Consider the following 23,127-nt stretch of genomic DNA (forward strand, 5'->3'; position numbering starts at 1 on the left):
GTAGGCTGGAGTCGATCCTGCATCGCATGCGGAGACGTCACAGCGGGGAGAGACAGGAGGCGAGGGATGACGGCGATCACGCCGGCGGGGGCCGGTGAGCCGATGATCCGCACCATCCCGGTCGCGTCCGCACCGGCCCTGCTCCGGGCCGCCGTGGAGGCCGCGACCGAAGCGATGGTGATCTGCGCGAACGCCGGCGACGTCGTGCTGCTGGCGAACGCCGAAGCACAGCGTCTGCTGCCCTCGCTGCGACCCGGGTCCTCGGTCGCCGGCGGGCCGCTCACCGGTGACTCCTTCCGCGCCGACCACGAGGGGCGCCACCTGTACGGCGTCCGGCGCCCGCTGGACGGCGACCACTACGCCTGGTTCGTCCGCGACCACACCGAGGAGGACGCGCGCGCCGCCGCCCTCGAGGTCGAGCGGTCCCGGACCGCGTTCCTCGCCGAGGCGGGCCGCCGCCTCTCCGCGTCGCTGCACGTGCGCCGGTGCACGCGCACCACCGCCGAACTGGCGGTCGCGCACCTCGCCGACGCCGCCATCGTGGTGCTGCCGGTCGACGGCGGGCAGTGCTCCTGGATGCGCCTCTCCCCCGGCCACGCGCCCGAGGAGGGCACCCTCGCCGAGCGGAACCTGGCCGAGGTGCCCGGTCTCGCCGAGGCCCTCGACGGCTTCCCGCCCATCCCGAGCCAGTGGCTCGACCCGGCGCTGGCCCCCGGCTGGCTCTTCCCGGCCGACCTCGGGCCGGTCGGCGCGCTGCTGGTCATCCCGCTGCCGGGCAACGCCGAGCCGGCCGGCGCGCTGATCCTGGCCCGCAGCGGCCACCAGGCGGTCTTCACCGCGGGCGACGAGCTCCTCGCCCGCATCTTCGCGGCCCGGGCCGGCGCGGCCCTCTCCGCCGCGGTGCTCTACCAGGAACAGGTCGCCACCACCACGGTCCTGCAGGCCGACCTGCTGCCGCCCGAGCTGCCCCAGCCGGAGGGCTTCGAGCTCGGCGCCTCCTACCAGGCCGCCCGGGACTCGCTGCGGATCGGCGGCGACTTCTACGACGCGCTCGGCCCGGTGCCCGGCGGCAAAGACACGGTGATCGCGCTCGGCGACGTCTGCGGCACCGGCCCGGAGGCCGCCGTGCTGACCGGCAAGGTCCGGCAGACGCTGCGCGCGCTGCGGCTCGTCGGTGTCGCCCCGGAGGACATGCTCCGGGTGCTCAACCAGGCCCTGCTGCAGTCCGGCCGGCGGCAGCGCTTCGTCACGCTGGTGATCGGCTCGGTGTACCGGGCCGAACACGGCCGGGTGCGGATGCGGCTCGCCAGCGGCGGCCACCCGCCGCCCCTGGTCCTGCGCGCCGACGGCAGCGTCGACGAGGTCCCGACCAAGGGCACGCTGATCGGGGTGCTCCCGGAGACGAGGGTCACCCCGGCGACGATCGAGCTGGCCCCCGGCGAGCTGTGCCTGCTCTACAGCGACGGCCTCACCGAGGCGCGCGGCGGGCCCGGCGGCGACGAGCAGTTCGGCGAGGAACGGCTGCGCCGCCAGCTCGCCGGCTGCCAGGGCATGCCCGCGGCGGTCGCCGTCGAACGCCTGCGTCAGCTGGTCTCCGACTGGGTGCACGGCGGGCCCCGGGACGACATCGCCATGCTCGCGGTGCGGGCGCACACCCGGCCGCCGCTCAGCCTGCGCGAGGGCGGGACGCGGAACGCCTCGCCGTACCTCGCCGCCGCCCGGCGCACCGACCGGCGGACCCGGGCACGGTCATGAGCATCACCGTCTCGTCCGCGCTCTCCCCGGACGTGTTCGACAGCTACCTCACGCTGGTCGGGGACGGCGACGAGCGCGGGGCCGTCGACCTGGCGATCTCACTGCTGGACGCCGGCGTGCCCGCTCAGCGGATCATCGTCGACCTGATCGGCGGCACCCAGGCCCGCGTCGGCGAGCTGTGGGCGTCGAACGAGTGGGGCGTCGCCAGGGAGCACTCGGCCACCGCGGTCAGCGAGCGGGTGCTGGCCGCCGTCGCGTCGCGGACCGACGTACCGGGCGGGCGCGGGCGGCTCACCCTGGCCTGCGTCGACGGCGAGTGGCACGGGCTCCCCGCCCGGATGCTCGCCGAGCTGCTGCGCCTGGACGGCTGGCGGGTCGACTTCCTCGGCGCCAGCGTCCCCGGGCGGCACCTGATCACCCACCTGCACCAGACCGGGCCCGACGCGGTGGCGCTGAGCTGCATGATCCCGACCCGGCTGCCCCGGGCGCACGCCGCGATCACCGCCTGCCGCGCGGCCGGTGTCCCGGTCATCGCCGGCGGGCGCGGGTTCGGCCCCGCCGGGAAATACGCCGAACAGCTCGGCGCCGACGCGTGGGCGGCCACCGGCGAGCAGGCGGTGGCACGGCTGGCGTCGGACTGGCCGCCGTCGTTCGTCGCCGACGACCCGGGCACGTTCCTCGGCGACGAGGAGTACACGCACATGGTCCGGTCCCGCCCGCAGCTCATCGCGACGGCGATGGACCGGCTGCCGGTGGTGTTCCCCGGTGCGCACCACTACGACCAGGCGCAGATCGACGCGACGGCCGAGGATCTCGGGCACATCGCCGACTTCCTGGCGGCTGCGCTCTACGTGGCCGACGACCAGATCTTCGTGGAGTTCGTCCGGTGGACGGCCGAGGTCCTGCGTACTCGCGGGGTGCCGGTCAGCGCGCTCCGGGTCGGGTTGCGGCTGATCCGGGACCAGCTGGTGGACTTCCCGGCTGCTCTCCGCATGATCGACGGTGGCGTCGCGGCTATCGGCGGATAAATCGGTTGCCGGGTCGGGGCGGCGCGCTTAGCGTGAGCGCCATGCTGTGATGGATTCCGGTAAGACCCCGCCCGCGCTCCCCTCAGGTGAGCCGGCTGCTGGTGGCACGCGCCTTCCCACATTCCCACTCTTTCTTCGGGGCCGCTCTATGCCTGGTAAACCGTTTTCTGTCCATTTGAACCTCGATGACCTCACGCGCAGCGACCTCGCCGCCGCGCTGCAGCGCCCGGACGCCGACTCGTCCTCGGACGCGGCGGCCGCTCCCGCCCATCACGGTGCTCACGACGCCCGGCAGGCCGCGCGGGAACGCTCCGGCCGCGACCGGTCGGGGCGGGCCGCCGGGGCCGGTGGCGGGCGGAGTTACGCCTTCCGCCGCAGCTGATCCTCCCTGTCCGATCCGTGCGGCCCGGCGCCTTCGTGGCGCCGGGCCGCTTCCCGTTCCGCCCGGCTGCACCCCAGAGCCGTGCTCACGCCCGAAAAGTCGCTCTCGGGTGCAGCCAGGTCTGACCGGCTGCACCCCAGAGCCGCGGGTCCCGCCCGAAATGCCGCTCTCTGGCGCAGCCCGCCTCGACTGGCTACACACCAGAGCTTGGTGACGTCCGAAATGTCGCCCTGGTACAGCCGGTCGGGGGTCAGGCGAGCTGGACGTAGATGTCGTCGATCTGGCCGTGGTACATGTCGCCGCCGGTCTGCAGGTTCGGGCCGCCGATGCGCAGCGGCATCGCGTTGTCCACCGACAGCGTCGCCGGGATCGCCACGCGGGCGCCGGGGACGCCGTCGACCGAGACGTTCAGGACCGGGCCTGATCGCTCGCAGACCACCCGGTGCCATCCGCCGTCGGCGACCGGCCGCGCCGAGGTGGCGGTGAACTTCTGGCCGGTGCCCTGCGCCACCAGCACGCACTGTGCCCGGCCGGCCTTGCCGCTGATCTGCAGCTTCCACTGGCTGCCGCTGTTCGCGACGCCCTTCTGCATCACGTTGGCGTTCCCGGACAGCTGCGCCGGGGTGACCTTGACGGTCGCCGCCCATTTGAAGCCGCGCGTGCCCGGGTCCAGGGTCGCGCTGTCGGCCGCTTCGAGCAGGGCCCGCGGGCAGGTCGTACCGGTCGCGCAGAGCGCCGGGAACGAGGCGTACCGACCGGCCCCCGCGGCGGTGATCGCGACCTGGCCGTTGTTCGCCCCGCGGACGGTCAGCGGCCCGCCCCGGCCGGACAGGTCGGCGATCCGGCCGTCGGTCGCGCCGCCGTCGAAGTTGTAGCGGGCGACCAGTCCGGGCGCGGGCACCTCAGCCGGGGCGGCAGCCGCCGGAGCGGCCAGAGCCGGGGAGGCCAGAGCCGGCACGGCCAGGAGCGCGAAGAGCGTGTGCTTCAGATTCCTCATGCAAAGAAGATGGCTCATTCACCCCAGATGATGGCAAAACACCCCCGAGAAGTCGACCATACGAGTAGTCAGCGCAGGTCTGATTCGACGGCGAGGAGGCAGACGCCCAGCAGGCGCAGGAGCGACCACTCGGCGCTCAGCCAGCCGGCGGCCGTCGTGGGGGCCTGGCCGGCGATCGGCAGCGAACGGCCCCGGCGGGCGGCGCCGGCCGCGATCGAGCGGGTGTACGAGGCCAGCCCTTCGGCGCCGACCACCCGGCCGGCGTCGGCGAGGGCGTCCCGGACGGCGGCCGCGTGCTGGTCGATCAGCGCCAGCAGGGCCGGTGAGGCGAACGCGGCGGCCAGGCCGTCGACACCGATCCGAGCCATCACATCGTCGAGGCAGGCGGCGGCCGGACCGGCGGCGGCAAGGTCGGCGAGCGGGGCGATGGCGAGGTTCTCGTTCGTCATGCCGGAGACGCTATGCGCCCGTGACCAGGAAGAACACCCCGGTAACCGAACGGCACCCGGCCGCCACCGGCCTTGCCACCGCCCCCTCAGAGAGGCAGGGCGTCCATCGCCTTGTAGATCCGTTTGTCCGATACCGGGTACGCGGTGCCGAGCGTCTGCGCGAAGTAGTTGATCCTCAGCTCCTCGATCATCCAGCGGATCTCGCGCAGCCCCTCCTCGGCCGGGCCGCCGGTCACCGCCTCGGCGCGCAGTTCGCGGTACTCCGACTCGATCTCGTGGATCTGCGTGGTCAGCTGGCGGTCACGGCCGAGACCGCCGCCGAGCCGGTCCAGGCGGTAGACGACGCCGCGCAGATAACGCGGCATGTGGTGCAGCTGCCGCCAGCCGGTCTCGGTGACGAAACCGGGGTGGACCAGGCCTTTCAGCTGCTGGCGGATGTCGGCGAGGGCGGGCAGCAGCGACGGGTCGCGCAGGGTCCGCACGCGCTGCTCGACGTCGTACGCGGTGGCGAGCACGGCCTGCACCTGGGTCACCACGTTCGCCACGGCGTCGACCAGGTCCTGCCGGACGTGGTCGCGCAGCGAGGCGAACTCGACCGACGACCAGACCGGTCCCCCGTGGTCGGCGACCAGGCGGTCCACCGCGGCGCCGGCGCAGTCGTCGAGGAGCTCGGCGATCGAGCGGTACGGGTTGCCGCGGGACAGTTCCAGCTTGGCCTTGTTGTCGAGCCGTCCCTGCAGGTAGCGCGCGGCCGGCGGCAGGGTCAGCAGCAGGAGCCGCCGGGTGCCGGCAGCCATCGCGGTGCGCTGTTCGGATTCGGTCTCGAACACCTTCACGGCGACCGACTGGCCCTCGTCGACCAGGGCCGGCCAGACGTTCACCTCGTAGCCCCCGCGCACCTGAGCCACCTTGCGCGGGATGGCGCCGAAGTCGTTCGTGGTGATGCCGCGGCGCTCCAGGTTGCCGGCCGCCCGCGAGATGGTGGCCTGCACCTTCGGCGCGAGCTGGCGGCGCAGCACGTCGAGGTCGCGCCCCTCGGCGACCACCTCGCCCACCTCGTTGACCACCCGGAAGTTCATCCGCAGGTGCCCGGGGACCTGGTCGGGGCGCCAGGCGTCGGCCGGGACGACGGTCCCGGAGAGGCGGCGCAGCTCGGCGCCGATGGCGTCGGGCAGCGGGCCGCGGCGGGCCGGCACGCGGTCGAGCACGGCCTCGGCCCAGTCCGGGACCGGGACGAACGCGGTGCGCAGCTGCTTCGGCAGGGCCCGGATCAGCGCGATCACGACGTCCTTGCGGAACCCGGGCACCGACCAGCCGAAGTCGTCCGCGTCCACCTTGTTGACCAAGTCGAGCGGGATCTTCACGGTGACGCCGTCGGCGTGCGAGTCGGGGTTGAACTCGTAGACGAGCGGCAGCTTGACGCCCTGAGAGAGCCACGCGTCCGGGAAGGCGTTCGGGTCGACCGTGTCGCGACCGGCGTTGACGACGTCCTCGCGGGTGAAGGTCAGCAGATCCGGGTTCTCCCGGCGGGCCTTCTTCCACCAGCCGTCGAAATGGCGTGAGGACACCACGTCGGCCGGAATGCGCGCGTCGTAGAGCGCGTAGACCGTCTCGTCGTCCACCGCGATGTCGCGCCGCCGTGCGCGGTTCTCGATATCGGTGATCTGCTTCAGAAGACGAAGATTGTCGGCGTAGAACTTGTGGTGCGTCTCCCAGTCGCCCTCGACGAGCGCGTGCCGGATGAACAGATCCCGGGAGACGACCGGGTCGACCCTTCCGTAACCGACGCGGCGGCGCGGAACGATCGGCAGGCCGTAGAGGGTCACCTTCTCGAACGCCATGACGGCGCCCATCTTGCGATCCCAGTGCGGCTCCGAGTAGGTGCGCTTGACCAGGTGCGGCGCGAGTTTCTCGGCCCATTCCGGCTCGATCCGCGCGTTGACCCGGCCCCACAGCCGGCTCGTCTCGACCAGCTCGGCGGACATCACCCAGCGCGGCTGCCGCTTGAACAGCGCCGATCCGGGGAAGATGGCGAACTTCGCTCCCCGCGCGCCGAGGTATTCGCGTTTCTCCGGATCCTTGAAGCCGATGTGGCTCAGAAGACCCGCGAGCAGAGCGGTGTGCACCGGTTGCGGCGCGACTCCCGCTTCCCAGTCCTCCTTCAAGGACAGGCCGAGGGTACGGGCTACTTGCTTGAGCTGCGAATAGATGTCCTGCCATTCGCGGACCCGCAGGTAGTTCAGGAATTCGCTGCGGCAGAGCCGGCGGAACTGATTACCGGACAGTTCCTGCTGTTTCTCCCGCAGATAACGCCACAGGTTCAGGTAGCTGAAGAAGTCCGATTCCTTGTCGACGAACCGGGCGTGCCTCTCGTCCGCCTGCTGCTGTTTGTCGGCGGGCCGCTCGCGCGGGTCCTGGATCGACAGGGCGGCCGCGATGACCATGACCTCGGCCAGGCACTCCTGCCGGTCGGCCTCGATGACCATGCGGGCCAGCCGCGGGTCGACCGGCAGCTGGGCGAGCTGGCGGCCCATCGGGGTGAGCTTGCGGTCGGCGAGGGCGCCGAGCTCCTCGAGCAGCTTCACGCCGTCGGTGATGTTGCGCCGGTCCGGCGGGTCGATGAACGGGAACCTGGCGAGGTCGCCCAGGCCCAGATTGGTCATCTGCAGGATGACGCTGGCCAGGTTGGTCCGCAGGATCTCCGGCTCGGTGAACTCGGGGCGCTGCTCGAAGTCCTCCTCCGAGTAGAGCCGGATGCAGATGCCGTCCGAGGTCCGGCCGCAGCGGCCCTTGCGCTGGTTGGCCGAGGCCTGCGAGACCGGCTCGATCGGCAGCCGCTGCACCTTGAGCCGATGGGAGTACCGGCTGATCCGGGCCGTGCCCGGGTCGATCACGTAGCGGATGCCGGGAACCGTCAGGGACGTCTCGGCCACGTTCGTCGCGAGCACCACGCGACGGCCGGTGTGCCGCTCGAACACCCGGTGCTGCTCGGCCGCCGAGAGGCGGCCGTAGAGCGGGACTATCTCCGTACCACGAAGATCTCGCTTGTTGAGGGCGTCGGCGGTGTCGCGGATCTCCCGCTCACCGGAGAGGAACACCAGGATGTCGCCGTCGCGGGGCAGCTCGTCCACGGCGTCCGAGATGCCGTCGATCAGGTCCTGCGGCTCCTCCACGTCGTCCTCGGTCACCGTCACCAGGGGGCGGTAGCGGACCTCGACGGGGTACGTCCGGCCGGACACCTCGATCACCGGCGCCGGCTTGCCCGCGGCGTCGGCGAAGTGCTCGGCGAACCGCTGCGTCTCGATCGTCGCCGACGTGATGACCAGCTTCAGGTCGGGGCGCTTCGGCAGCAGCTCGCGCAGGTAGCCCAGGATGAAGTCGATGTTGAGGCTGCGCTCGTGGGCCTCGTCGATGATGAGCGTGTCGTAGCGCCGCAGCATCCGGTCGGTCTGGATCTCGGCCAGCAGGATGCCGTCGGTCATCACCTTGATCATGGTGTCGTCGCTCACCTGGTCGGTGAACCGCACCTTGTAGCCCACGGTGTTGCCGAGCGGCCGGTCCAGCTCCTCGGCGATGCGCTCGGCCACCGTCCGGGCCGCGATCCGCCGTGGCTGGGTGTGCCCGATCTGCCCGCGCACGCCCCGGCCCAGCTCCAGGCAGATCTTGGGGATCTGGGTGGTCTTGCCGGAGCCGGTCTCGCCCGCGATCACCACGACCTGGTGGTCCCGGATCGCCGCGGCGATGTCGTCCTTGCGGCCGCTGACCGGCAGCGCCTCCGGATAGGTGATCTTCGGAACCCCGGCGAGCCGGGCCTGGACCCGCCGCCAGGCGTCGTCCACCTCGGCGGCGATCTCGGAGAGCGCGGCCGAGCGGGCCGCCTCGTCGCGGATGCGCCGGGTCCCCTCGAGCCGGCGGCCCAGGCGGTGTTCGTCACGGGGAAGGAGCTCGGAGATCCGGGAGCGGAGTTCAGCGACCGGTGGGGTGGCAGGCGAAATCGACATGGCGCAGCAAGAATAGGCGGAACGCGCGGGAAACGCCTGGTGATTAACGCCGCCTTCAGAGCCCCGCCCTCAGGACCCCGGCGTCGCCTCCTGCGGGTTCTCGGCAAGCCACTGCGGGACGGTGTCGTCGGCGACCGCCTTGAACAGCGACGCGGACAGGTCCGGGTCGAGCTCCACCGCGCTGCCGGCCGAGGTGTCCAGGCCGACGCCGGTGTCCGGGACGGTCAGGTAGTCGATGGCGTCCGGGCGCAGGTCGCGCACCTTGAACGCCAGGTCGCGCAGGTCAAGGCTCTCGTCGACGGTGAGCGCCTCGGCCGCGATGCCGAGCAGGGTGTCCAGCTTCAGCGGGTTGGTCAGCGCGCCGCTCGACTGCACCTTGGTGATCAGCGCCTTCACCACGGTCTGCTGGTTGCGCATCCGGCCGAAGTCGCCGCCCTCGACGCTGTAGCGCTGGCGGACGAAGTCGAGGGCCACCTCGCCGTCCATGTCGTGGCAGCCCGGGTTCCAGACCCGGCCGGTGTGCAGCGAGGTCACCTTGGTCCAGGTGCAGACGTTCACGCCGTTCACGGCGTCGACCATCTCGCGGATGCTGGCGAAGTCGGCGATCATCGCGCCGTCCAGGGTCACCCCGGTCAGCTTCGACACCGTCGCGGCGGTCAGCGGCGCCCCACCGAACGCGAACGCCGAGTTGATCTTGTTCTTGCCGCCCTTCCAGTTGCCGCCGGCCGGGACGTCGACGTAGCTGTCGCGCGGGATGGAGATGAACGTGGCGTGGTCGCGCGCCTTGGCGATGTGCAACAGCATGATCGTGTCCGACCGCTCGCCGATCGGGCTCTCCTCGTCCGGCTCCTCGGCCCGCGAGTCGGAGCCGAGCAGCAGCAGGTTGAGGGGCCCGGACGCCCAGTTCTCCTCGGACTTGGCGATGTCCTCGGCCGAGCGGGACGGGAGCAGCGACTCGCGCGAGACCTTGTTGTCGTACCGCTCGTAGAGGTAGAACCCGGTGCCGGTCAGACCGCCGGCGATCACCAGGAGCAGCACTCCGAGGACGATCAGCGCCTTCTTCCAGCCGGCCATCCCGCGGAACCGGTGGCGCTTGACCGCCGGCTCCTCCGGGCGGGCGTCCTCGGCCCCCGATTCCTCGGGCGCGGGGTCCACCGGCTGGCGATCGTTCTCTGAATCCACCAGGACACCCAACCCAAGAGCCGGGGGAAGGTCATCAACCTTTCAGGTGGAACTGCGGAAGAAGCGAAGGAAATCACCGTTTCTTCGCGCGTCCTGGCTCGGTATCCCCACCGGACAACGACGTCGATGGAGGCCAGTGGTGATCGTAGTCGCGGAGGATCACGAGGACATCCGCTATGTGCTCAAGCGTTCGCTGGAACGTGCGGGGCATCGGGTGGTCGCGGCGGCGGACGGCGCCGCGGCGCTCGAAGCCGTCCGGGAGCATCGGCCGGACCTGGTCGTCACGGACGTGGACATGCCGCACATGACCGGGCTCGACCTCTGCCGGGCGATCCGGGCGGACGACGCGCTGCGGCACATCCCGGTCGTGGTGGCGAGCGGGTCGCTGCTGCCGGGCGACTCGCGGGCCTCCGAGGCGGGAGCGTCGGCGACGCTGCTGAAGCCGTTCGTGCCGGCCCAGCTGCTCGCCCTGATCGCCAAGCTGCTCCCGCGGCCACAGGTCTAGTCCTGGCGCTGGCGCTCCTGGCGGGGCGCCCGCAACGGCTGATCCTCGGCCGGCTGCGGGATGCCCAGCCCGGGCAGCTGAGCCGCCTCCAGGATCGCCGCGCGCTCGGCGAGGGCCCGGTCCAGGGCCGCCCGCACGCGCGCCTCCTCGTCCTCGTCAGCGTTCTCCGGCACGGGTGCCTCCTCCAGGGTGAAATAGAACCGGGTCCCGCCGCCAGGGTTGTCGGCCACACCGATCTCGCCGCCGAGCCGCTCGACGATGCGGCGGCAGATGGCGAGGCCGAGGCCTGTTCCGGCATAACGGGCGGCTTCTTCCGTACGATGGAACGTCTCGAATATCCGGGGCTTGTCGCCGTCCGGGATGCCGATGCCGGTGTCCGCGACCTCCACCCGCACCCAGCCCTGCCGCGCCGGTGTGGCGGACACCTCGACCGACGGCACCGCGCCCGGGCGGACGTACTTGAAGGCGTTGCCGACCAGGTTGTCCAGCACGTGCCGGAGCATCGCGGCGTCGGCCCGCACCCGCGGCAGCGGCCCGATCGACCAGGTCGCCGCCCGGTGCGCCACCCGCTCGTCGATCACCTCGCGGACGACGACGCCCAGGTCCACCGAGGTGATCCGGAGCGGGGCGTTGCGGGCGGTGGTGTACGCCAGCAGGGTATCGATCATGGCGTCCATCCGGTCGGTGGACTGCATGATCCGTACCAGCCTGTCGTGCACCGGATCGCCCGGCGCCACGTCGTCGAGGGCCACCTCGGCGTGCCCCCGGGCCAGCGCGAGCGGCGCCTTCAGGTCGTGGGCCACGACACCGGCGAAGACCTGGAGATCCGTCTCGTACCGGCGCAGCTCGGTGATGTCCCGGAAGACCACCACCGCGCCGCGCAGCCCGGCGCTCGGGTCCAGCGGACGGCCGTCGACGCTGATCAGCACGCCCTCCGGCCGGCGGGCGTTGCGGATGACCAGCTCCACGCCGTCCGACGGCTCGCCGGCCAGCGCCCGCATCAGCGGCATCTCGCCGACCGGCATCGGGGTCTTGCCGTCGGTGCGGTAGACGCCGTAGTGCTGCTGCCACTCCTCCGGATGATGGTTCGACACGGTGGTACCCATCAGGCGCTTGCCGGCCGGGTTCTCCACCAGCATGTGACCGGTCTCGTCGACGACGGTGACACCGTCACTGATGGTGTTCAGCACAGCGGCCAGCACGCCGGCCTGGCGGCTGCTCTCCGCCTCGGTCTCGCGCAACTCCCGGGTGGCGATCTCGACCTGGGCGCGGGCCCGGGCCCGGCCGGTGGCCAGCGCCCAGACGAGCCAGGCCAGCAGTCCGCTGAGCAGCGCGCCGCCGCCCAGGACCAGGCCGGGCAGATGGTCGCCGGCGCCCGGCAGCCGGCCCGAGTCGGCCTGGGTCACCAGCGTCCACTTCCGGTCGCCGACGTCGAACAGCGACTGCCGGGTGAGGTCCGGCTCGCCCGGCACCGACCAGTCGGCGATCGTCACCTTGCTGCCGTCGCTGTCGGTGGCGATGATCGAGCCGGAGAGCTGGCCCTGACTGATCGTGTCGAGCACCCCGGACACGAAGTTGCGCCCGCGCAGCCCCAGCACCATCCAGCCGCGGAACTCGGGCGTGTTGGCGCGCGTCCAGATCGGCGCGGCGAAGACGAACGACTGCTGCTGCGCGGAGACCGGCTTGCGCCGGTCCCGCAGGAGGACGTACGTGTCGGAGACCGCTGTGGCGTGGATCCGCCGGGATTCGTCCAGCGCGGCCATCAACTCGGTGGCGCTCGCCAGGTCCGTGCCACCCACCGTCGCCTCGGTGTCGGTGAGCGGCCGGACGAAGACGGCGAAATAGTGCTCGTCCCGGCCGGCCGCGGCGCGCAGGGTGAGCCCTTCGGCGCCGCGCTCCCGCCAGCGGCGTTGCGCGGCCGCCAGCTCCGAGGTGCGGACCGGCGCGACGTACGCCATCGCCGCGGCGCCGATCAGTTTGGCGTCGTCCAGTGGTGCGGTGGCGGTGTCGAACTTCTCCCAGGTCAGCTCGTCCTGGGTGGAGACGCCCGCGGCGAGGGCCTCCAGCATCGCCCGGTAGCGCCCGATCTCGGTCTGCACCGCGGCGAACGCCATGGCGTGCCGCTGATCCATCACGCGCTCGGCCTTGTCCTGCTGGGCCGCGTGCAGCCCGGCCGCCACCAGCACGGTGACCAGAAGTCCCGTGAGCAGCACTCCGGCGGCGAGGAGCGGGCCGGCTGCCCGGCGCTCCCCGTGCATGCGTCGCCCCACCATAAGCAGGGTAAAACGTGACATGCCCTCGTCGGCCGGGTTCCGGCCAACGAGGGCGAGCACTGCTACTTCCAGGTGTCGTAGCGGTAGAGGCCGTAGGTCTTCATGATCCCGGTGACCTTCGCGACGTACTTGGGGTCGGTGGCGTAGCCGGCCTTCCACACCTGCTCGATGAACTCGTCGGCGTTCCTGGTGTGACCGAACGCCGGGGCGTACCGCTTGTTGTTCTTCAGGAAGTGGCCGTGGTCGCGGAACGACCGGGCCATCGAGGAGTACGTGCGGAACGCGTCGGAGATCTCGAAGCACTTGCCGGTGGACTTGCTGCACTCCGTCGTCCGGTACACGTGGCAGCCGGTGGCGTGCGGGCCGTGGTAGTCGTTCTGGCACTTGATGCCGAAGTAGTTCCTGTCGACCGACGACAGGCCGCTCCTGCCCCAGCCGGACTCCAGGATCGCCTGGGCGATCGTCACCGACGGCGGTACGCCGTACTCCCGCCAGCCCTGCTGCGCGCCCGGGACGGCGGCCTTGATGAACTGCTCCGGCGTGAGGACGGGAGCGGGCGCCGCAACCGGCGCGCAGGTCGTCTTCACGGTTCCGGAGAGCATGTACGCGTGGGCGATGTACCGCCCGTCGGAGAGCCTGTCCCACTGCGTGCTCGTCCGGACCGTCCCGGCCACGCTCGGGCCGGTCGCCGCGCACGCGATCTTCACGATGGTGTTGTTCGCCACGCTGCCCGCGACGGCGTAGCCGGTTCCCGGCCCGGAACGGGCGTTGACCGGACCGTCGGAGGTGCGCACGGTGCCCGTCACGTACAGGGGCGCGGTGGCCTTTGAAGGGGTGGTCCGGCACGCCTGGATCTTGGCGCTGGTGCGGACGTAGCCGTGCGAGATGTAGCTGCCGTCGGTGAGCCTGTCCCAGACCTTGGTGGTACGGACCTTGCCCCGGACGGTCGGCCCGTTCACCGCGCAGGCGATCGAGACCTTCCTGCCGTCGGTGATCGAGCGGACGACCTTCGCGGTGGTGCTGGGCGCCGAACGCACCTTCAGCTGGCCGGCGACGTCGACCGTCGCGGAGACTCCGGCCGCGTAAGCCGAACCGGGCGTCATGCCCAGCCCGGTCCCGGCGGCAAGCACCAGCGCGGCGCCGGTGAGCAGTCGTCGGGTCGTGTGCCTCATGGAAAACGTCTCCTTCGTTACGGCGGCGTCCGTAAGAAGGTCCCGTCCGGCGGTTGCGCACCCGGAGCCCGGCGGGGTGCGGCTCGGTTGCCGTCCGACGTTTGCGGTATTCCTGTGAGTGGGAAAGCCGTGTCCGCATCCTTCGCCTTATTTGGAGGTCGACTTGACGGCCCTCGCTCCGAAGCCGGTTCGCACCGTCGCCACGCCGCCCCACCGGAGTCTCCGGAACACGGCGTCGCCGCTGCTCGTGACCGTGCTCGCGGCGATAGGCGTCGCCGCGATCTACTTCGTGTTCATCCGGACCACGCTCGGCCAGGCCGTCGACACCGCGGTGATGGACGGCGGCGACGTCAACCACCCGCAGGTCACCGACGTGCTCGAACGAGCCCTGCAGTACACGCACCTCACGCTGCTCGCGCTGGTCTGCGTGCTGGCCGCGGCATTCGGCGTCATCCGGCGCCGCCTCGACCTCTCGATCGGCGCGACCTTCATCGTCATCGCCTCGAACGTCACGGCGCAGCTGCTCAAAGCCCGCCTGGACCGCCCCGACCTGGACGGCACGGCGATGCCGAACTCGTTCCCCAGCGGACACGTGACCGCTGCCGCCTCCGTGGTGTTCGTGCTGGTCCTGGTCTTCCCGCGGGCGATGCGCGGCATGATCGGGCTGGGCGGGGCCGCGTACGTCGCCGTCGTCGCGATCGCCACCGTCTGGGCCGAATGGCACCGCCCCAGCGACGCCGTCGCCGCCCTGCTGATCGTCCTCGCCTGCGGCGGACTCGTCGTCGGCGTCATCCGGCTCCGGCGTGGCGGCGCCCTCCGCCCCCTCCAGCTGCCCAACATGCTCGTCATGGCGATCCTCGCGGTGACCGGAGCGGTGACCGCCGCAGCCGGCCTCCTCGGCCTGCTCGCCGTGGCGCTCGCCGAACGCGGCTCCCCCGGGTTCGTCTCCGGGCAGTTCGCCTTCCTCACCGGCAGCGCGGGCATCGTCGCCTGCGTCGCCGGCACCTTCATCATCTGGGTGCGGCAGACGGCGGACGAGCCGCCGGCGGCCCGGTCTTCCCTCTCCACAGGAGGCTCTCAATGACCACTGTTCCTCCAGGGCCCTCCGGCGCTGTCCCTCCCGGCCCCTCCGGCGTTCCCGCCGTGCCCGCGCAGACCCCCGGCGCTCCCGGCCCGGCCGGGCCGACCGTCATCGTCGGCACCTACCCCGAGTACGCCCAGGCACAGCAGGCCGTCGACCACCTGTCCGACAACAAGTTCCCGGTCGAACGGGTCTCCATCGTCGGCACCGATCTCCGCCTCGTCGAGACCGTCCTCGGCCGGCTCACCACCGGGCGGGCCGCCGCGGCCGGCGCCGCCAGTGGCGCCTGGTTCGGGCTCTTCATCGGCCTGCTGTTCGGCATCTTCAGCGACTCCAACTGGATCGGCGTCATCCTGACCACCGTGATCGTCGGCGCCGTGTGGGGAGCCATCTTCGGTGCCATCGCGCATGCCGCGACCGGAGGGCGGCGGGACTTCTCCTCGCGGAGCTCGCTGCAGGCCGCACAGTATGCGGTGATCGCCGATGCCGAGGTGGCCGAGGAGGCGCGGACGCTGCTCGTGCAGCTGAACTGGAGGGCCAGCGGGGCGCAGTGATCGTGGGTGTCCGGTGAGGCCCTGCGGGGATGTCCCGTGGGGCCTCTTCGTGCATCGGTGAGGTTTTCCACAGTGAGCCGCCGTCCACAGCCCCCTCCCCCAACATCACCCGCCACTGCCACACTGGCCTGTGGGGGAGCCCCCTGAGGAGGGCGGGCTTTGTTCGGGGCTCGTTTTCGATTGTTTCCAAGATCCGTTGACTGGTCGGCGGCCGGTCGGCGAATCGGCAGGCCGGCGGGCGGCCGGCTGTGACCCATTGCTGTTCCCGGGTCGTTTCGGCAGCAATGGAACACAGCTCGCACTGTCCGGCTGTGACCCATTGCTGTCACGGGGCGCGCGTGACAGCAATGGGTCACAGCCGGCGCCGACTCGTTGGCCCCGGGCTCTACGCCAGAGTCGTGTCGGCCGGGAATGTCGCTCTCTTGTACAACCAGTCGGGCTTGGCTTCATGGCAGGGCGACAATCCGGACGCGAATACGACTCTGGCGGACAGCCGGGGTGGGCTGCCTGCTTGCCGGCGCGGTTGCGGACCATCGAATGCCGTCGAGCACGCGACCGGCCGGACTGACAGCATGCCCGCGCCGTCGCTTCGGGCGATTCGTCACGCTTCGGAACGGGTGGGGCTGGCTACCGAGCACGTTTGAGGCAGCGGAGCAGCAGGCCACGCACCTGGCGGGTGGTCGATCAGGAGGCTGCTCTACGGCTCGTTCAGGACGGCCGTCGTCGGCGCACGTCGGTGCTCGCGCTACGGCCAGAGCGGGGCACCCGACTTCGGTGCTCGCGCTACGGCCCGGCACACCGCGGCTGGAGCGGAACACCGGGCTCGACGATCACCCCACCTTCGAGAGACCACAGGACGCTCGCGGGGCTACCGAACCTGTCACATCTCGCCGTCCAGATGACGGCGGAGCTTCGTCAGGGCCTTGGTGAGCAGGCGCGACACGTGCATCTGCGAGATGCCGATCTGGTCGGCGATCTGCGACTGCGTCAGGTTGCCGTAGAAACGGAGCGTCAGGATCTTCTGCTCCCGCTCGTCGAGGGTCGCGAGGGCGGGACCGAGGGCCACGCGGGTCTCGGCGATCTCGTACTCGTGGTCCTCGCCGCCGAGCGTGTCACCGAGCTCGGTGTTGCCGTCGGCGCTGATCGGGGTGGAGAGGCTGGTCGCGTTGTAGGCGCGGGCGCCCTCCAGGCCTTCGAGCACGTCCTCCTCACTGATGCCGAGGTGGACGGCGATGTCGGGCACGGTCGGCGAGCGGCCGAGGGTGTGCGTGAGGGTGCTGTTCGCCTCGGTGATCGCCAGGCGGAGTTCCTGGAGCCGGCGGGGCACCCGCACGGACCAGGTCCGGTCGCGGAAGTGCCGCTTGATCTCACCGATGATGGTCGGGATCGCGTAGCCGGCGAAGTCGACGCCGCGCTCCGGGTCGAACTTGTCAACGGCCTTGATCAGGCCGACGGTGGCGGTCTGGATGAGGTCGTCGGTGGGTTCGCCGCGGCCCGCATATCGGTGGGCGAGGTGACGCGCCAGTGGCAGCCACGCCTCGATCGCCTTCTCACGGAGCCGGGCCCGTCGCGCCGGGGGCGCCGTGGCCATGGCCGCGAGCAACTCGGTGGGTGCGGTGTCCAGAAGGGTCATGACCAGTCCTCCATCAGACGGGCAGAGAGCCGTGCCCGCGAGCGGCGACCGTTCTGAAGTGCAACGCTATCCGAGAGAACTAGGCCTGCCTAGCCGAAAGTATGAGTGACAGTGCGTGAATGCGGGAATAGCGGAGCGAATTCATCCTAGAGTGTCGGGCGCTCCAGGTCCGGTGACCACGGGTTTTGGTGTCCGACCCACGTGGTAGACAGCATCAGCAGGAACTAGGGCAAGAGAACGGAAGCATCGGATGACCATCCTCGGCATCGACATCGGCGGCTCCGGCGTGAAGGGCGCCCCGGTCGACACGGTGCGCGGCGAGCTGCTCGACGAGCGGTTCCGCGTGCCCACTCCACAGCCGGCGACCGTGGAGAGCGTCGTCGAGGCGGTCTTCGAGGTCGCCGGCAAGTTCGGTGACTACGACAGTGTCGGCGTGACGTTCCCGGGCGTGGTGGTCGACGGCGTGACCCGCACCGCGGCCAACGTCGACAAGTCCTGGCTCGACGCCCCGGCCGCCCGGCTGTTCGCCGAGCGCCTCGGCAAGCCGGTCACGGTGCTCAACGACGCGGACGCCGCCGGTGCCGCCGAGGTGGCGTTCGGCGCGGGCCGCGACCAGTCCGGCCTGATCATGATGGTCACGCTCGGCACCGGCATCGGCACAGCGCTGTTCCTCGACGGCGTGCTGATCCCCAACACCGAGCTGGGCCACCTGGAGATCGACGGCAAGGACGCCGAGCTGCTCGCCTCGGACCGCGTCCGCGAGCAGAAGGAGCTCTCCTGGGAGCACTGGGCGCCCCGGGTGGAGAAATACCTGCGTCACGTGGAGATGCTGCTCGCGCCCCGGCTGTTCATCATCGGCGGCGGCGTCAGCAAGAAGTCGGAGAAGTTCTTCCCGCTGATCGACATCCGCACCCCGATGGTGGCGGCCACCCTGCTCAACAACGCCGGCATCATCGGCGCGGCGGTCAGCGCCGAGCAGGCGGCGGCGGGCCACGGCCCGCAGGACCCGGGTGCGGTCCAGGTGGATGCGGCGGCGCAGGCCGCGCGGGCCTAATAGGGGGTACGAAGTAATGGCGCGCACCATCGCGACGAACAACCGTGTCGATCGGGACCGGCTGGTGGAGTTCCTCCGCCCCCGTCACCACGCGATCCTGATGACCACGCGGAAGGACGGCCGCCCGCAGTCCTCGCCGAACACGTGCGGTGTCGACACCGAGGGCCGGATCGTCATCTCCAGCTACCCCGAGCGGGCCAAGGTGGCGAACATCCGCCGCGACCCGCGGGTCACCCTCTGCGTCCTGTCCGACGAGTGGAACGGCCCGTGGGTGCAGGTCGACGGCGTGGCCGAGGTGATCGACCTGCCCGAGGCCGTGGAGCCCCTGGTGGACTATTTCCGGGCCGTCGCCGGTGAGCATCCGGATTGGGACGAATACCGGCAGGCGATGCGTGACCAGGGCAAATGCCTGATCCGCGTGACGATCGAGTCGTGGGGCCCGATCGCGACCGGCGGCTTCCCGGCCCGGTTGGCATAAGAACACCTGCCGCCCGGGGACAGCCCCGGGCGGCAGCGAAGAATTACTGGCGCCAGCCCGCCAGGCGAACCGTCGCGGTGGCCGCGAGGGCCTCGACGTCGTCGGGGTCGGACGGCCCCGACTCGTAGCCGGAGGACTCCAGCATCGTGACCGCGTCACCCACCCGGACCGCCGCCACGAAGGTCTTGCGGCGTCCCTCGGCCGGTGAGCCGTCGTCGTTGTAGGCGGCGGTGGAGCGTTCGATCATCAGTGACTCGTCGCCCAGTTCGAGCGGGCCGAGATCGCGGAACCGGGCCGGCAGATCACCCACCTCGCCTTCCGGGCAGGCTTCGACGGCGGCGGCCAGCTCGTCCATGAACGCGGAGGCGCCGTCGCCGCGGTACACCGTGACGGTGTTGTAGATCTGGTCCTCGGCGGTGTACTCGGGGCCCAGCTCGGGCGATCGGAAGAGCAGCCACCCGGAGGCCCGTACCCCGGCCTGATCCTCGCTGGGGAAATCAGCGCCGGAACAGAACGACGGCGCCGCCCGTGGCTCGTCGAGCCGGTTGAAGGTGTCCATGTTGCCGTCGGCCTTGTTGAGCATCGCCCGGGCCGGGATCGACTTCGGGATGGCCGGAGCAGCGGGCGAGGACGGCGGGGCCGACGAAGGTGGGGCCGAAGAGGGTGGGGCCGACGAAGGCGGAGGTGGCGAGGAAGGTGAGGAAGAGGGCGAAGGCGACGAAACCGGCGAAGGGGAGACAGAGGGCGTAGGAGACGTCGCGGGCAGGATCGGGTCGGGGCGGTCCGGACCGGCGAGCGCCACCCGTACCCCGATGGTCGTGCCCGCGGCCAGGACCGCGACGGCGACCAGCGTGGCCGCCGTGCGGACCGCTGTCCGGCGGCGGGCCCGGGCGCGCAGATCCGCGGCCGGGAGCAGGAGGGCGCGCTCGGAGGCGTCCCGGTCGAGAGCGGCGTAGGCACGCTCCAGCTCATTCGACATCAGTGACCTCCTTCAGACGCGGATGCCGGGACGTGCGGCGTGAGCAGGGCCGCCATCTCCTTGCGGCCACGGGAGAGCCAGGACGTGACGGTGCCGACCGGGGCGCCGGTCTCCGCCGCGATCTCGGCCACCGGCAGGTCGAAGAGGTAGTGCAGGGCGAGCGCCTGCCGCAGGTGATCGGGCAGCTGCCGCAGCGCGGCGGTCACCAGCACGGTGTCCTCGGCGGGCGGCCGGACCGGCTCGGGTGGCCCGGTCCGGCTCATCGCCGCCCACCAGCCGCGCAGCCGTCGCCGCCGGTCGGTGGCGAGCCGGGCCAGGACCAGGCGGATCCAGGCGTCCGGCGCCGGGTGCGCGGACACCGTGGCCCACCGGCGCCAGGCCCGGGTGTACGCCTCCTGCACCAGATCCTGGGCCTCGGCGAGGTCACCGGTGAGCGCGTATCCGTAGCGCACCATGCGCGCGGACGTGTCCCGGTAGAAGTCGTCGAAGCCGGTCGCATCCCGCATACCGTCCCCCGTTCGTTCATCGATGCCTGGGTAACGGCCGACGAACGCACGATGCTGCAGACAGATCGAAGAAAAGGCAAAAAGCAAGGCCGGCACCCCCAGGAGGACGGGAGGGGTGCCGGCCTTGCTATCCGAACAAAGACTCAGACGGTCAGAGGAGCACGCTCCTGCTCGGCGTCGAGCAGGTAGAGCAGCGAGTCCCGGTGCATGGCGGCGATCGGCTCGAGCAGGTCGGGGTGGCGCAGCAGCGAGCCGGCCTCACGGTCACGGGCGTCCGGCGCCAGCAGGCGGCGGAACTCGTTGGGCAGGCCACCGGCGCGGCGGGCGTGCGGGCGGGGACGCGGCTCGGGGACGACCGGCATCGCGGCGATCACCGAGTCGACGCCGCGGCGGGCCAGCATCGGGTCGGCGAGCAGGCAAGCGGCCCAGCTGACGACGACCTCGTCGACCCAGGTGCGCCAGCCCTCGCCGTCGGCGAACTCGTCCTCGGGCTCGCTGCCGGCCTTCCAGTCGAGGAGGGCGGAGCCGCCGGGGCCGGCGATCGCGACGAGCGCCGCGTCGACCTCGGTCGGGTAGCGGAGCCACGCGGCGACCGTGATGGCCTGCCGGGCCTGGAGCTCGGCGAGCGTGTGCGCGACCGTGTTGGACTCGCCACCGGGGTAGGCACGGGCCAGCCAGTGGGTGCTGGCAGCGATAACCGGGGACAGAGCGGTCGACGGTCCGGCCACTTGGGTAACTCCTCCACCTCAGGCGCCTGCCGGGTCCGGCTGGCGTCATGGGTAAGGTCGGGCGGCCCGGGCCGGTCATGAGCGGTGATCCTCGATGGCAACGCACGGCAACCGACGCGCTCCCCGGGGGTACGCGCCACCGTTGCCGGGGACTCCGCTCACACAGCGCTACCGGCGTACAGGGAATGACGGGCTTGATGTTGCGCCCAGGTGAACTTGTCGTGTTTTCCGGCGGCGCGCGGCCGCGTCTGGATGCGCTGCGGCAGGGGTGCTCCGGTAGGTTGGGAGGCAGCGGCGATCGGCCGTTTCAAAACCTCCACTCCGGAGAAGTTCATAGGACTGACGGCGGTGGGTTTTCCGGTCGCCGAGTCCTCCTGAGCCCCTCTGACTACGGTGGAGATCATGACCGGTCGCTTCCCCATCGAAGACGTGACGCCGGCTGTTTCCGGTGGCCGCTACCCCTCGAAGGCGGTGGTCGGCGAACTGGTCCCGGTCTCCGCCGTGTCCTATCGCGAAGGTCACCACGCGCTCGGCGTGAATGTGGTATGGCGCGGGCCGGACGGTGAGACCAAGCCCTTCACCAGGATGACTCCCGGTGAGCCCGGCCTCGATCAATGGCACACCACGATCCGCCCGGACGCGGTCGGCCGGTGGACGTTCAGCGTGGAGGCGTTCGACGACCCGTACCGGACGTGGCGCAACGCGGTGGTGAAGAAGCTGGAGGCCGGGCAGGGTCTGGAGGACCTGGCGAACGACATCGCCGAGGGCGCCGAGATCTTCGACCTGGCCGTGAAGATCGTGCCGCCGGAGGACGAGGAGCGGGTCCGCGAGGCGGCCGCCGCCCTCCGCGACGAGCAGCGCTCACTCTTCGCCCGGGTCACCCCCGGCATCGAGCTGGAGGAGCTGCTCTGGCACAACCCGGTGCGGCTGCTCGTCACGACGACCCGTTCCTTCGCCATCTGGGTCGACCGCGAGCGCGCTCTGTACTCGTCGTGGTACGAGTTCTTCCCGCGCTCCGAGGGCGCCGAGATCGGCCCGGACGCCACGCCGATCAAGCACGGCACCTTCCGGACCGCCGCCGAGCGCCTGCCGGCCGTCGCGGCGATGGGCTTCAACGTGGTCTACCTGCCGCCGATCCACCCGATCGGCAAGATCAACCGTAAGGGCCGGAACAACACCCTGGTCGCGCGTCCGGAGGACGTCGGCTCGCCGTGGGCGATCGGCTCGGACGAGGGCGGGCACGACGCCATTCACCCCGAGCTGGGGACCTTGGACGATTTCCGGTACTTCCGGGAGAGGACCGAGGAGCTCGGCATGGAGGTGGCGCTCGACCTGGCTCTGCAGGCCGCCCCCGACCACCCGTGGGTCAAGAAGTACCCGCAGTTCTTCACGACCCGCGCCGACGGCTCGATCGCCTACGCCGAGAACCCGCCCAAGAAGTACCAGGACATCTACCCGATCAACTGGGACAACGACTACCGCACGCTGCGCGACGAGGTCTACCGCGTGGTCATGCACTGGGTGGACAACGGCGTGAAGATCTTCCGCGTCGACAACCCGCACACCAAGGCGGTCAACTTCTGGCAGTGGCTGATCCCCAAGGTCAAGGAGTCCGACCCGGACGTCCTCTTCCTGGCCGAGGCGTTCACCCGGCCGGCCATGATGAACGGGCTCGGCAAGATCGGTTTCACGCAGTCCTACACGTACTTCACCTGGCGCACCACGGCCTGGGAGATGCGTGAGTACATGGAGCAGCTGCTCACCTCGGTCGACTGGATGCGGCCCAACTTCTGGCCGAACACCCCCGACATCCTGCACGAGTCCCTGCAGCACGGCGGCCCGCCGATGTTCAAGATCCGCGCGGTGCTGGCGTCGATGCTCACGCCGTCCTGGGGGCTGTACTCCGGGTACGAGCTGTTCGAGCACGTCCCCCGCCCCGGCGCCGAGGAGTACATCGACAACGAGAAGTTCGAGCTGAAGCCGCGGGACTGGGCCGGGGCCGAGCGGTCCGGCCGCTCGCTGGCGCCCTACCTGACCCGGCTCAACAAGATCCGGGACGAGAACCCCGCCCTGCACTGGCTGCGTAACCTGCGCTTCCACGAGATCGACAACGGCGCGCTGCTGTGCTTCTCGAAGCGGGATCCGGACACCGGCAACACCGTCCTGGTGATCTGCTCGTTCGACTCCAGCAACGTGCAGTGGGGCAACACCACGCTCGACATGGCCGCCCTGGGCCTTCAGTGGCACGACCGCTTCACCGTGGTCGACCAGATCACCGGGGCGACCTACGAGTGGGGGCAGAACAATGCTGTCCGGATCGACCCCTTCGTCGAGCCGGCACACATCTTCGTCGTGCAGACGGGGTAGGGG

The 23,127-nt window shown here is 71.0% G+C and carries 19 protein-coding genes; 9 read left to right on the forward strand and 10 right to left on the reverse strand.

The genetic code is table 11. The features are described 5' to 3' along the window. Positions 1 to 66: 66 nt before the first annotated feature. The 3 genes from EP757_RS39695 to EP757_RS39705 all read left to right on the forward strand — a co-directional run bounded on the left by EP757_RS39695 (position 67) and on the right by EP757_RS39705 (position 3,165). The gene (locus EP757_RS39695; protein WP_127553473.1) at positions 67 to 1,755 is read left to right on the forward strand and encodes a PP2C family protein-serine/threonine phosphatase; all 1,689 of its coding nucleotides are present in this window, start codon (positions 67 to 69) and stop codon (positions 1,753 to 1,755) included. Continuing rightward, the gene (locus tag EP757_RS39700) at positions 1,752 to 2,783 is read left to right on the forward strand and encodes a B12-binding domain-containing protein (protein ID WP_127553474.1); all 1,032 of its coding nucleotides are present in this window, start codon (positions 1,752 to 1,754) and stop codon (positions 2,781 to 2,783) included. Before EP757_RS39695 ends, EP757_RS39700 begins: the two co-directional genes overlap by 4 nt. Positions 2,784 to 2,958: 175 nt before the next feature. After that, positions 2,959 to 3,165 carry a hypothetical protein gene (locus EP757_RS39705; RefSeq protein WP_232050245.1) on the forward strand — a complete coding sequence of 69 codons (207 nt, stop codon included), beginning with the start codon at positions 2,959 to 2,961 and terminating at the stop codon, positions 3,163 to 3,165. 250 nt (positions 3,166 to 3,415) lie between these two features. On the opposite strand, the gene EP757_RS39710 is transcribed toward EP757_RS39705, so the two are convergent. From EP757_RS39710 to EP757_RS39725, 4 genes are all read right to left on the reverse strand, one after another. Beyond that, a complete protein-coding gene (locus EP757_RS39710; RefSeq protein ID WP_127553476.1) occupies positions 3,416 to 4,162 on the reverse strand; it encodes a LamG-like jellyroll fold domain-containing protein in 747 nt (248 codons plus the stop codon). Between the two features lie 68 nt (positions 4,163 to 4,230). Next, positions 4,231 to 4,611: a DUF6401 family natural product biosynthesis protein gene (locus EP757_RS39715; protein WP_127553477.1), complete on the reverse strand. Its 381-nt coding sequence runs from the start codon at positions 4,609 to 4,611 to the stop codon at positions 4,231 to 4,233. Between the two features lie 86 nt (positions 4,612 to 4,697). Beyond that, the gene (gene hrpA / locus EP757_RS39720) at positions 4,698 to 8,612 is read right to left on the reverse strand and encodes an ATP-dependent RNA helicase HrpA (protein WP_127553478.1); all 3,915 of its coding nucleotides are present in this window, start codon (positions 8,610 to 8,612) and stop codon (positions 4,698 to 4,700) included. 69 nt (positions 8,613 to 8,681) lie between these two features. Next, complete coding sequence (locus EP757_RS39725) at positions 8,682 to 9,794, reverse strand: LCP family protein (protein ID WP_232050246.1); 1,113 nt, start codon at positions 9,792 to 9,794, stop codon at positions 8,682 to 8,684. A gap of 139 nt (positions 9,795 to 9,933) precedes the next feature. Between EP757_RS39725 and EP757_RS39730 the strand changes: the two genes are divergently transcribed. Beyond that, complete coding sequence (locus EP757_RS39730; protein ID WP_232050247.1) at positions 9,934 to 10,299, forward strand: response regulator; 366 nt, start codon at positions 9,934 to 9,936, stop codon at positions 10,297 to 10,299. Here the strand turns inward: EP757_RS39730 and EP757_RS39735 are convergent. Together EP757_RS39735 and gsmA are read right to left on the reverse strand one after the other, a co-directional pair. Then, the gene (locus tag EP757_RS39735; protein ID WP_232050248.1) at positions 10,296 to 12,557 is read right to left on the reverse strand and encodes an ATP-binding protein; all 2,262 of its coding nucleotides are present in this window, start codon (positions 12,555 to 12,557) and stop codon (positions 10,296 to 10,298) included. The two genes, EP757_RS39730 and EP757_RS39735, sit on opposite strands and share 4 nt — an antisense overlap. A gap of 77 nt (positions 12,558 to 12,634) precedes the next feature. Continuing rightward, the gene (gsmA, locus tag EP757_RS39740; protein WP_127553480.1) at positions 12,635 to 13,744 is read right to left on the reverse strand and encodes a sporangiospore maturation cell wall hydrolase GsmA; all 1,110 of its coding nucleotides are present in this window, start codon (positions 13,742 to 13,744) and stop codon (positions 12,635 to 12,637) included. Positions 13,745 to 13,907: 163 nt separating this feature from the next. Between gsmA and EP757_RS39745 the strand changes: the two genes are divergently transcribed. Together EP757_RS39745 and EP757_RS39750 are read left to right on the forward strand one after the other, a co-directional pair. Next, entirely contained in the window at positions 13,908 to 14,828 is a 921-nt protein-coding gene (locus EP757_RS39745; RefSeq protein WP_232050249.1) for a phosphatase PAP2 family protein, read from the forward strand. Beyond that, positions 14,825 to 15,379 (forward strand): general stress protein, encoded by a 555-nt coding sequence (locus tag EP757_RS39750; protein WP_127553482.1) that lies wholly within the window; start codon positions 14,825 to 14,827, stop codon positions 15,377 to 15,379. Before EP757_RS39745 ends, EP757_RS39750 begins: the two co-directional genes overlap by 4 nt. A gap of 880 nt (positions 15,380 to 16,259) precedes the next feature. Here EP757_RS39750 and EP757_RS39755 read toward each other — a convergent pair. Then, on the reverse strand, positions 16,260 to 17,012 hold the full coding sequence (locus EP757_RS39755) for an RNA polymerase sigma factor SigF (protein ID WP_127553483.1): 753 nt from the start codon (positions 17,010 to 17,012) through the stop codon (positions 16,260 to 16,262). A gap of 250 nt (positions 17,013 to 17,262) precedes the next feature. On the opposite strand from EP757_RS39755, the gene ppgK reads away from it, so the two are divergent. After that, positions 17,263 to 18,066: a polyphosphate--glucose phosphotransferase gene (ppgK, locus tag EP757_RS39760; RefSeq protein WP_127553484.1), complete on the forward strand. Its 804-nt coding sequence runs from the start codon at positions 17,263 to 17,265 to the stop codon at positions 18,064 to 18,066. 16 nt (positions 18,067 to 18,082) lie between these two features. Next, on the forward strand, positions 18,083 to 18,544 hold the full coding sequence (locus EP757_RS39765; RefSeq protein WP_127553485.1) for a PPOX class F420-dependent oxidoreductase: 462 nt from the start codon (positions 18,083 to 18,085) through the stop codon (positions 18,542 to 18,544). A 43-nt stretch (positions 18,545 to 18,587) separates the two neighbouring features. Here EP757_RS39765 and EP757_RS43605 read toward each other — a convergent pair whose 3' ends face one another. The 3 genes from EP757_RS43605 to EP757_RS39780 all read right to left on the reverse strand — a co-directional run bounded on the left by EP757_RS43605 (position 18,588) and on the right by EP757_RS39780 (position 20,757). After that, complete coding sequence (locus EP757_RS43605; protein ID WP_197725478.1) at positions 18,588 to 19,523, reverse strand: hypothetical protein; 936 nt, start codon at positions 19,521 to 19,523, stop codon at positions 18,588 to 18,590. Beyond that, the gene (locus EP757_RS39775) at positions 19,523 to 20,029 is read right to left on the reverse strand and encodes a SigE family RNA polymerase sigma factor (RefSeq protein ID WP_127553486.1); all 507 of its coding nucleotides are present in this window, start codon (positions 20,027 to 20,029) and stop codon (positions 19,523 to 19,525) included. Before EP757_RS39775 ends, EP757_RS43605 begins: the two co-directional genes overlap by 1 nt. Positions 20,030 to 20,172: 143 nt before the next feature. Then, positions 20,173 to 20,757, reverse strand: a complete 585-nt coding sequence (locus EP757_RS39780; RefSeq protein WP_127553487.1) for a hypothetical protein — start codon at positions 20,755 to 20,757, stop codon at positions 20,173 to 20,175. Between the two features lie 402 nt (positions 20,758 to 21,159). Between EP757_RS39780 and EP757_RS39785 the strand changes: the two genes are divergently transcribed. Beyond that, positions 21,160 to 23,124 carry an alpha-1,4-glucan--maltose-1-phosphate maltosyltransferase gene (locus tag EP757_RS39785; RefSeq protein WP_127553488.1) on the forward strand — a complete coding sequence of 655 codons (1,965 nt, stop codon included), beginning with the start codon at positions 21,160 to 21,162 and terminating at the stop codon, positions 23,122 to 23,124. Positions 23,125 to 23,127: the final 3 nt, after the last annotated feature.

It is taken from the genome of Actinoplanes sp. OR16, from assembly GCF_004001265.1.
GTDB lineage: Bacteria > Actinomycetota > Actinomycetes > Mycobacteriales > Micromonosporaceae > Actinoplanes.